The organism is Okeania sp. SIO2B9, from assembly GCF_010672505.1.
Classification (GTDB): Bacteria; Cyanobacteriota; Cyanobacteriia; order Cyanobacteriales; family Microcoleaceae; genus Okeania; species Okeania hirsuta.
On sequence record NZ_JAAHGK010000139.1, the window covers coordinates 1 to 8890 of the forward strand.

Here is an 8890-nt window from a genome sequence, read left to right on the forward strand (position 1 = left end):
TGAACAAAAGCTCCAGGAGTGGATCACCCCGCCGATCCTGAGCAAGACCGGGGCCGAAGGCGTGTTCATGGCCGCCATCCCCGACCGCGGGGTCGGCATGGCGCTCAAGGTCAGCGACGGCGCAACCCGGGCCGCCGAGGTGGCGATATCGGCGCTCTTTGCCGCCCAGGGGCTCCTCGACCCGGCTCGGGCCCGGCGTCAACTGCGGAACAAGGCCGGCCGTCCCGTCGGCTGGCTCGAAGCGGTGTTCTCCGGGCCGCACCCGCCGATTCGACGCACCCCCGAGGGGGTGGCGGTACCATCGCATGATGTTCGCTCAGAGACTTGATCGGGTCCGCTCGGCCATGGCCGACAACGGCGTCGATGTGCTGATGCTGTCGGTTGGACCGGACCTGCCGTGGCTGATCGGCTACGAGGCCATGCCCCTGGAACGGCTGACGATGTTGGTCGTCCCGGCCGACGGTCCGGCCAACCTGGTGATTCCCTCCTTTGAGGTGCCTCGGGTCGTCGAACAGCCCGACGTGTTCACCATCACCGGCTGGGGCGAAACCGAGAACCCGGTCGCCATCGTGGCCGACCTGGCCCGGGGAAGCCGCCGGGCCGCGATCGGCGATCACACCTGGAGCCGGTTCCTGGTCGCCCTGCAGCACGAGATGGACGGCACGGCCTGGGTCGACGCCGGATCGGTGACCGGAGCGCTGCGAGCTCGCAAGGAACCGGGTGAGATCGAACGGCTCCAGGCCGCCGCGTCCGGGGTCGACACCGTCGCCACCGCGCTGCAGTCGGGCGACATCCCGCTGATCGGTCGGACCGAAGCCGACGTGTCGGCCGAACTGGGCCGCCGCATCCTGGCCGAGGGCCATGCGGTGGTGAACTTCGCCATCGTCGCCGCAGGTGAGAACGCGGCGAGCCCCCATCATCACGCCGGCGACCGCGTCATCCAGCCCGGTGAGGTGGTGCTGTGCGACTTCGGGGGCACGACGGCCGAGCCCGAGGGCCAACCCGGCTACTGCTCCGATATCACCCGCTGCGTCTTCACCGGCGAACCGCCGGCCGAGTTCGCCGAAGCCTACGACGCACTCCAGCAGGCCCAGGCGATGGCCGTGGACGCCGCCGTGGTCGGGGCGCCCGCCGAGTCGGTCGACCGGGTGGCCCGAGACCGCCTGGCCGCCTCCGACCTCGACCAGTGGTTTCTCCACCGGCTTGGGCACGGCATCGGGGTGGAGGCCCACGAGGAGCCCTTGGCGCGGATAAATATTGGATTTGAACTATTAAATTTTTAAATTCGTATTCAATAGAACATCTGTATTTAGAGGAAGTAATTTGGCGATTACTGTATAATATCATCTCCGGTTGAATACTTATAAATAAACAACGGAGTCCTCAGGAGTTAGTCATCAGGAGTCAGGAGGGAAGCAAGAATTCATTAATGGATAATGGATAATGGATAATTGATAATTACCTCTGGTTAAAACCGCTACGGAATTGAATATAAGGAGATATTATTTCTTTTCTCTTGGTCGATTGGATATGGCGAGGTCTCCTCGCCATCCCACCCTACGGGAAGCTACGAAGATCGACCGCTTTTTCCCCTTAAAAAGGGAGGCTTCAAGGCGCGAATTATTTAATAATTAATAATTAATAATTAATAATTAATAATTCGGTAAAAAAGAAGAATAAAAAATAAATAGGAGGAAAAGGAGAAAGTTTTTTTGATCACTAATTATCCGGACATGATATTCATTTAAATTATATTGTTCTGAGCTGAGACTGAATCCTTAAAGCCGAGTCTCAGCTTTTTTTCTAGCTTTGTCCAATCTGCAGTCCGTAAGATGAAGCAGAAAATTAAGAAAATTGAACGAGAAGGACAGGTCATTCCTCGTGATTGTCATATCATTCGTTATCAAGTCAATAGAAACCAAAAACTTTACTATTATTATAAATTACAATCTGCTTCACCGATTTTTCCTATGGCTACTGATAGTCAGAAAAAAACTAAATATAAATATGAACGGAAAAGCCGGAAGTGAAGCTCATATTGATGCAGTTGAAAAAATGACTTGAAGGGATATTATTGATGAGCTGGAAAGGGTTATTCATTCCCTTCAAGAAAGTTATTTAGATATTTGTTTTGGTGGAGAAATTGAACCAGACCCATCCTATGATCTTCAGGATGATAAATAATATGATAAAAGAAGATCACTCCAGATTTGATTCTATTACCATAACCCAGTAGTTAGCGTAAATATTAAACTAACTATTTTTTTATATTTGTCCAAGATCCAATAAATAGCTGTTCAATAATTAATTATTACCTCTTCTGTAATAGAAGGATTGACTCAAAGGATTTTTTTTGTCTTTTCTACATGAATGGAGAGGCTTTATACCTTAATTTTTCGGTAATATGAAGCTCGAGTAACCAGATATGGCGATATATGGCGATCGCCCGATTATATAATTTATAATACTACCGGACATCAGAATTTAGGTAGAAACTTAATGGCAGAAACAACAGCATATTTCAATGCAGATGTAGTTATTATTGGTGGTGGTATTGCGGGTCTGGCAACAGCTTATTACCTTAGCCAGAAACAAAATCTACAAATTATATTGTTAGAGAAAGACTCTATCCCTAATCCCAACAACAGTTCCTATGGCGATGAACGGATGTATCGCCGAATGTATTCTAATGAATATCTGTCAGAATTGCAAGAGGAAAGCTTGAAAGAGTGGAAAAACCTTGAAGCTCAACATGATTGTCAATTACTGAGACAAAATGGCTTGCTCTTCTACGGCGAAGCTTGGGATGAAGAAACAATAGAAGGTAGTATTCCAGGTGCTCGTCGGGTGATGGAAAAGAAAGGGATTCCATTTGAAGCCTTAAATGCGCAACAACTCCAACAACGTTGGCCAATGCGTCCTAAACCAGATTTTATCGGTTTGTTTGAAAGCACTTCCGGTATGGTTTGGTCTACAAAAGCTATTGAGCTATTTCGATCTCAAGCCGAAACTAATGGCGTATCTATTCACACTGGAGAAGAAACTGTTAGTCTCAACGTGACTATTTCCGGTTCAGTTGAAGTCAAAACACAATCAGGAAATATATTTATAGCCAAACAAGTTGTTTTAACGGCGGGACCTTGGACTAATGATTTACTCAGCTCATTTACAGATCCCCTCAATTTAGAAATTTGGCCGATGTTATGGGGACACTATCGGGTGGAAGAGACTTTACGAGATCAGTTCCCACAATGGTTCTGTTTTCAGCAAGAAAAGCCAGATAGTAACGATGGTGGACTCTACTACGGATTTCCTTGTCATACTCCTGAAACATCACTTATCAAAGTTGGGATTGATTGGTGTCCGCCAGAATTACGGACAAAAACCATGAGTACATTTGTCAGAGAACCAAATTCAGAGCTTGTGCAATTACTCGATCGATTCCTTCGTCATAATTGGGATGGAATTAAGGAGTGTGTGGGTCTGTATTTTAGTCCATACATGATGACCAGAGATACTCTATTTGTGCTAGATCGGCTTCCCGGATATCCACAAATTAGTCTTTTTACAGGTGGTTCGGGTCAAGCGTTTAAGTTTACACCACTTTTAGGCAAGTTGCTGGCTGAGTTAGTTTTAGATCGGACTCCCTCTTTTGATTTATCCCCCCTCAGTGCTAGTCGGGAGTGTGTTATATCATCTCCGGATGAACAGTTATAATTGAAGAAGGAGACAGGAGACAGGAGACAGGAGACAGGAGGAAAATTACATGGGGATTCTAACCCCAAGTAATTTTGAACACCGTGTAGACGGTGGGGTATTAAACCCACAAAGAAAATGATAATTAGGGAGGAGTCAGAAGTCAGGAGTCAGGAGGGACAAGTGGTCAGGACTTACGCAAAAAATCAAATTACACACCATCTGTAGGGGCTTTCTGGCATTCGCCCTTACTAGATATAGTGGCTCTGCGTAAGTCCTGGTGGTGAAAAAAAGAATATATCAGAACCCACATTCCGCTTTTGTGCGCACAATTTACGCGGAGCAAGTGCGACTGCTTAATCGCTCTGTTCCGCGATTATTGATGTTCTATTCATCTATTGTCCAATAGTTAGGGTGGGCTGATTAAATCTCAAAGTATTTACAGATAAAGGTTTTAGCCTTTTTAAGTCGGTAAAAAGTACGCCTGTTTCAGCTCTTAATGCACGGTTCCCGAAAAATCAAAAAGTTAGTATTTTCGCTGCTGAGTATAGCCAAAAAATTACTCCTCCCCTACTCCTTTTTCAGCCAACCCTAGTTAGGGTTGGCTGATTTGCAATAGAACATCCGTTCCGCTTTGCTACGCAGATGAAACGCGATCGCTCTGTTTCGCGATTATTGATGTTCTATTCATCTATTGTCCAATAGTTAGGGTGGGCTGATTAAATCTCAAAACCTTTATCTGTCAATGCTTTTAGATTTAATCAGCAGAGCAATAATTATTAACTATTGAATAGGATGCTATGGGGCAACAAAGTCGTAAGCATCCTAGTTTTGCTTATTCTTTGTAAATCCGAAGATGGGTGTGTGTATAATCCATCGAAAACTGACTGGGATTTTCTCGAACCCTTGCCGTAAATCTTGCGTAAAATTGGTTGACAATATCTAAAACATCTTGATTAGCTCGATTAGTTAGAGCATTTCTGAAGGTATGTTCACTCCAAGAGCGAATTGTTTGGGTGAGACCTTGGGCAAATTTATCTGTATCGCGATCGTCTTCGTACTGAGACCGATAAGGACAGGGAATCTGCATAGTTCGGATTTCTCCTAATCGTAACCCTGCTTGATAGACTTCACTTTCAGGGTCTTCAAGACACGCAGCAAACTCGGTTTCTGTTCGGTAATAATTTTGGAATGTAGCACCAACATACTCCTCAGGCTTAATTAAACCCTCAATCTGCATTTGTTTCCAAATTTCGTGCAGAATATCGTGCATATTCAAGTCTACTAGGTTGTTGCCTAGATACCGCCCTTTTTCGTCTGTGGATAGGTTTGCAGTTACAATTTGACCGCCAGATTTGAGTTCTTTTGCTCTAGCTAAGAGAATGGTACTCCAGTCAAGCTGAGATTGGGCTTGAAAAATGGCTTTATCTTCTCCTTGGTCACAACCATTAATATGGGTATGGTAATTCAAATGTTTAGGCAGTTTACTTAGCCAGTGCATGGCTGTGGAAGAGAAGCCAAAGTCTAGACTATTGGGGGGACACACAGGTTCATAGAATGAGCGTGGAACCATTGAAACGACTAGATTTTGATCGCCCTGCATTAAAAAGGATGAAGTTTTACCTAGAGCATTAAAGTCATTACTGGATAAATCACTAAATATTGCTTCAATAAAAACCCCGCTATTTTGTTTTTTGATTGTATCAAAAATTTGCTGCCATAATCCTTGGGTAGTACCGCCATCTGCAATACCGTAATCAGCTAGTCTTACTTGTGAACTGTTTTGGATGGATTGGATTGCTGTTGTGACTAAATCCCCAGCAGCTTCGAGACAAAGTTTTGCTCCAAGTGTGTTGAGTGAGTAGTCAGATGCCATATAAATTGCCATATCAGATATTCTCCAATGATGATGATTTTTTTTCTGCTTTTGGGTTTAATTTTTCTCTAAAAAATCTGGCATTTGACATCCCACTCTGGGTTGTTTATCTGCTGCTGAAATCAGGGTTGATATGACTTGTTCGTAGGATTCTTCGCTATTGGTTAGCTCTGTCACAAAAATCTTGACTTTTTTTTCAACTATTTCTTGAACAAATGCATAAATATAGCAGGGGTCTACTTGCTTGAAAATTGATGGGGCATAAAACTCGATTGAGTCGCAAATAACAGCACCAGCACTACTAATTGATTCCGGAATAAAAGTGATGGATTTTGCCTGTAAAATATCAAGTACCGAAGGTTCACTTAGGGGAACATTAGCAGAACCAACAATATATTGACACTGCAAGGAATCGGCAATTTCTGGTGTAATTAGACCACTGATGGAACAAGGAACTAATGCATTACAGGGAATATCCCACCAGTTATGATCCTGTGAGATATTCTTGCAATTTGGAAGATCGGCTCGCTGGGGTACTATATCATAAGTCATGATACTTGCTCCCAGTTTTTGGAGACCTAGAGCAGTAGCTTTACCCACCTTTCCCAAACCATGAACCAGAAAAACTAAGCCCTCAAGATTTTTTCCAAAAATACCTTGAATACTACCCACTACACCATAAGCTGTGGCAATACTCGGGTCAACTTGAGAATCTAGAGATGCCAGAATATAAGGACAGTGGTTTCTGAGATATTCCATGTCCTCCAAGGAAGTATTCAAGTCACAACCAGTGTACATCAAACCGTTAAGCTCATTCAGCATAGAACCGATAAAACTCAATAGCTCTTTCTTGCAGGCTTGACAATCGGCCATCGCTACAACAATTTTACCACCGCTAAAACCTGTATTGTACAGACGATGTTTATTGGTCATAACGAGGGACAAATTTCTACAGTCCTCCCAAGCAAGTGTCTGAGATTTATAAGTTTTGACCCTCAATCCACCGTTACTGGGATGACTCAGGGTTGGTCTGTCTAACCCAATAAAGCATTGCAAACCATCTCTATCTTTCTGAATAATTTTCATCTAAACTAAATTTGTTCTATTTATTATGGTGGATTATATTACAAAGGTTAAAAAAAAACATCAATTCTCTGACAAATTTGTTCCTGTCTTTCTTGCTTCTTCTAGCCAGCTATCAAACTTATCTTGATTTTTCTTGACCCATTCTTCTGCATGGCGACGGATATCTTCTGAGTTACTTTCACCATCTTGTACGAGTTTTTGTTGAGCGTTAACATCTTCAATAGGAATTGAAACCAGCTCAAACAGACGTTTGGCGGCTGGATTAACTTGCAAAAATTTATTGTTTGCTACTATCCGCACTCTATCAACCGCAATACCTAGATTTTTTCCATCTAGCATAGTTTCTTGTTCCGACACTTCTCCCTGTTCTTCTGGTAGAGAAGTAAAAGGTACTTCTAGCCAGATTGCATCCTTACCAGGTTCTAACACTGCAGGTATCCAATGGGGAGTGTAAAGATAATAGAGAATAGGTTTTTCCAGTCGGTTGCGAGCTACTACATCTGCCAACAAAATATCATAATTACCTTGATCGTGTTCAACGGTATCTCTCAGTCCATAGACATCCAAGTGATGCTCAATCACTAATTCACAACCCCATCCAGGATTACAACCTGCTAAGTTAGCTTTGCCATCACCATCTGAGTCAAAAAGTTGGGCAATTTTGGGATCTTTAAGTTGCTCTAAGCTGATAATTTTATATTTATCAGCAGTTTTTTTGTCAATTTGATACCCTTGTAAAGCATTGTCAACAATAATTCCCACCCGCTTGAATTTATCTTCGCCTCCGTTTTCTATAAAAAATTTATTTTGGAGTTTTTCCCAATGATCGGTGTAGAAATCTAATTCTCCGTTACTAACAGAAATATGCACTACGGGAACACTGAGCTGTTTGACGGGTTCAGTTTGATAACCAAGCTTTTCTAGACCAATATTAATAATTTCTGTTAAAAATGCTGCATAGGTTGTGATACTAGAGCCAGAGCTTACTTTTACCCCTTTACCCGGCATCGTTTGGTCTGTTGATTCAGGATTAGATTGGATAGTCGGTTGACAGGCAATTAAACTGATTGACAGAAAAGCTAGAACTATTTTTAAGCAGTGTTTTTTTCTTTTTCGTTTCATTTTCGTTTTTTAAGCTAGTTTTAGTCAAGCAATGGCTTAATTTTATTCCATAGAGCTAGTGGGTATCCTAATGGTGTTTATGAGAGACCTGACATCAAGGTATAAACCATAAATTTTAAAAATCTCAAAGCTATACACAGTATGATTTTAGGCAATTCAATTTAACACCATATCATAAAATGAAGCTAATTGATTTGAGATTTTTCCATTCGCCAAATGGAGTTTAATTAGGGTTTGCTGAATAAAGTCTTATGGGTGAGGGTAGAAGACAGGAGACAACCCACCCCTCGCCCCTCCCCCTCCCAGGAGGGGAGAAATGGGAATGAGCGAGGAAGTAGGAGTAAGAATTCTAAGAATGATTTTTCTGCCCAACTATGCGCCTAAAATACGCTCCTTTTTGAGCGTGAAGAGCTGAAAATCAGGTACTTTTTTCGACAAAAAAAAGGCTGAAACCTTTATCTGTAAATACTTTTAGATTTAATCAGCAAGCCCTAATTATATAAAATATTATTGTCAGTATTTAATAAGTAGTCAGAAAAATTACACTCTCAAAAATCTTGCGGACAATCTGGAAAAAGTTGGCCACGATGAAATTAACCGTTATTTGAACAATGTTGAAACACGGGAAAGAAATTTTGTGGCGTTGCTGAGTGGTAATGATTTTTAGATTAAGTATCAACGCAAAACATAAGTTTTTCAATTTTACCTTCAGCTACTTACCATTACATTTCAGCAACGCCCAGTTTGCTGATGGAGCAGTAGAGCTTGATTTTGTTCCTGGTAACCATGTTACGATGATGCGAGAGCCAAATGTTCAAGTTTTAGCTGAAAAGCTAAGATCTGGCCTGGCAAGAGTAAATGATAAAGGGTGACACAATGACTACTGAAACAAGTTATAAACAGACACCATATGGCAAGAGGATGTATAACGTCACTGGACTTATCAATGTTGATGTGGCGAAGAACTATCTGAGAGTAGTAGTCGCGATCGCTAGTGCTGATGGTGAGTTAGCACAGAAAGAATTAGATTGGTTTCTGGAAGAACAGCAGCTGCTGGGAACACCATCTGACCTGATCGAAGAAAATGTCCTAAATTTCGATGGAAAAAAT

The 8890-nt window shown here is 42.9% G+C and carries 8 protein-coding genes and 1 pseudogene; 6 read left to right on the plus strand and 3 right to left on the minus strand.

The window, feature by feature from the left end; all coding sequences use genetic code 11:
* From F6K13_RS07390 to F6K13_RS07400, 3 genes are all read left to right on the plus strand, one after another.
* On the plus strand, positions 1 to 328 hold a 328-nt coding region (locus tag F6K13_RS07390; RefSeq protein ID WP_287287121.1), incomplete at its 5' end, for an asparaginase.
* Between the two features lie 16 nt (positions 329 to 344).
* Entirely contained in the window at positions 345 to 1283 is a 939-nt protein-coding gene (locus F6K13_RS07395) for a Xaa-Pro peptidase family protein (RefSeq protein WP_287287122.1), read from the plus strand.
* A 1216-nt stretch (positions 1284 to 2499) separates the two neighbouring features.
* Positions 2500 to 3717 carry an FAD-dependent oxidoreductase gene (locus tag F6K13_RS07400; protein ID WP_124147839.1) on the plus strand — a complete coding sequence of 406 codons (1218 nt, stop codon included), beginning with the start codon at positions 2500 to 2502 and terminating at the stop codon, positions 3715 to 3717.
* An 814-nt stretch (positions 3718 to 4531) separates the two neighbouring features.
* Here F6K13_RS07400 and F6K13_RS07405 read toward each other — a convergent pair.
* From F6K13_RS07405 to proX, 3 genes are read right to left on the minus strand one after another with little or no spacing between them, the layout of a single operon-like run.
* Entirely contained in the window at positions 4532 to 5584 is a 1053-nt protein-coding gene (locus tag F6K13_RS07405) for a hypothetical protein (RefSeq protein ID WP_287287124.1), read from the minus strand.
* A 45-nt stretch (positions 5585 to 5629) separates the two neighbouring features.
* Positions 5630 to 6658: a Glu/Leu/Phe/Val dehydrogenase dimerization domain-containing protein gene (locus F6K13_RS07410; RefSeq protein ID WP_124146766.1), complete on the minus strand. Its 1029-nt coding sequence runs from the start codon at positions 6656 to 6658 to the stop codon at positions 5630 to 5632.
* A 60-nt stretch (positions 6659 to 6718) separates the two neighbouring features.
* A complete protein-coding gene (gene proX, locus F6K13_RS07415) occupies positions 6719 to 7780 on the minus strand; it encodes a glycine betaine/L-proline ABC transporter substrate-binding protein ProX (RefSeq protein ID WP_124146765.1) in 1062 nt (353 codons plus the stop codon).
* Positions 7781 to 8014: 234 nt separating this feature from the next.
* Here proX and F6K13_RS07420 point away from each other — a divergent pair, with 234 nt between their 5' ends.
* The 3 genes and pseudogenes from F6K13_RS07420 to F6K13_RS07430 form a co-directional block, all read left to right on the plus strand.
* Complete coding sequence (locus F6K13_RS07420) at positions 8015 to 8164, plus strand: hypothetical protein (protein WP_161564667.1); 150 nt, start codon at positions 8015 to 8017, stop codon at positions 8162 to 8164.
* 272 nt (positions 8165 to 8436) lie between these two features.
* Entirely contained in the window at positions 8437 to 8652 is a 216-nt protein-coding gene (locus F6K13_RS07425; RefSeq protein ID WP_124146764.1) for a hypothetical protein, read from the plus strand.
* A gap of 49 nt (positions 8653 to 8701) precedes the next feature.
* Positions 8702 to 8890: pseudogene (locus F6K13_RS07430) on the plus strand (hypothetical protein); the annotation flags it as partial.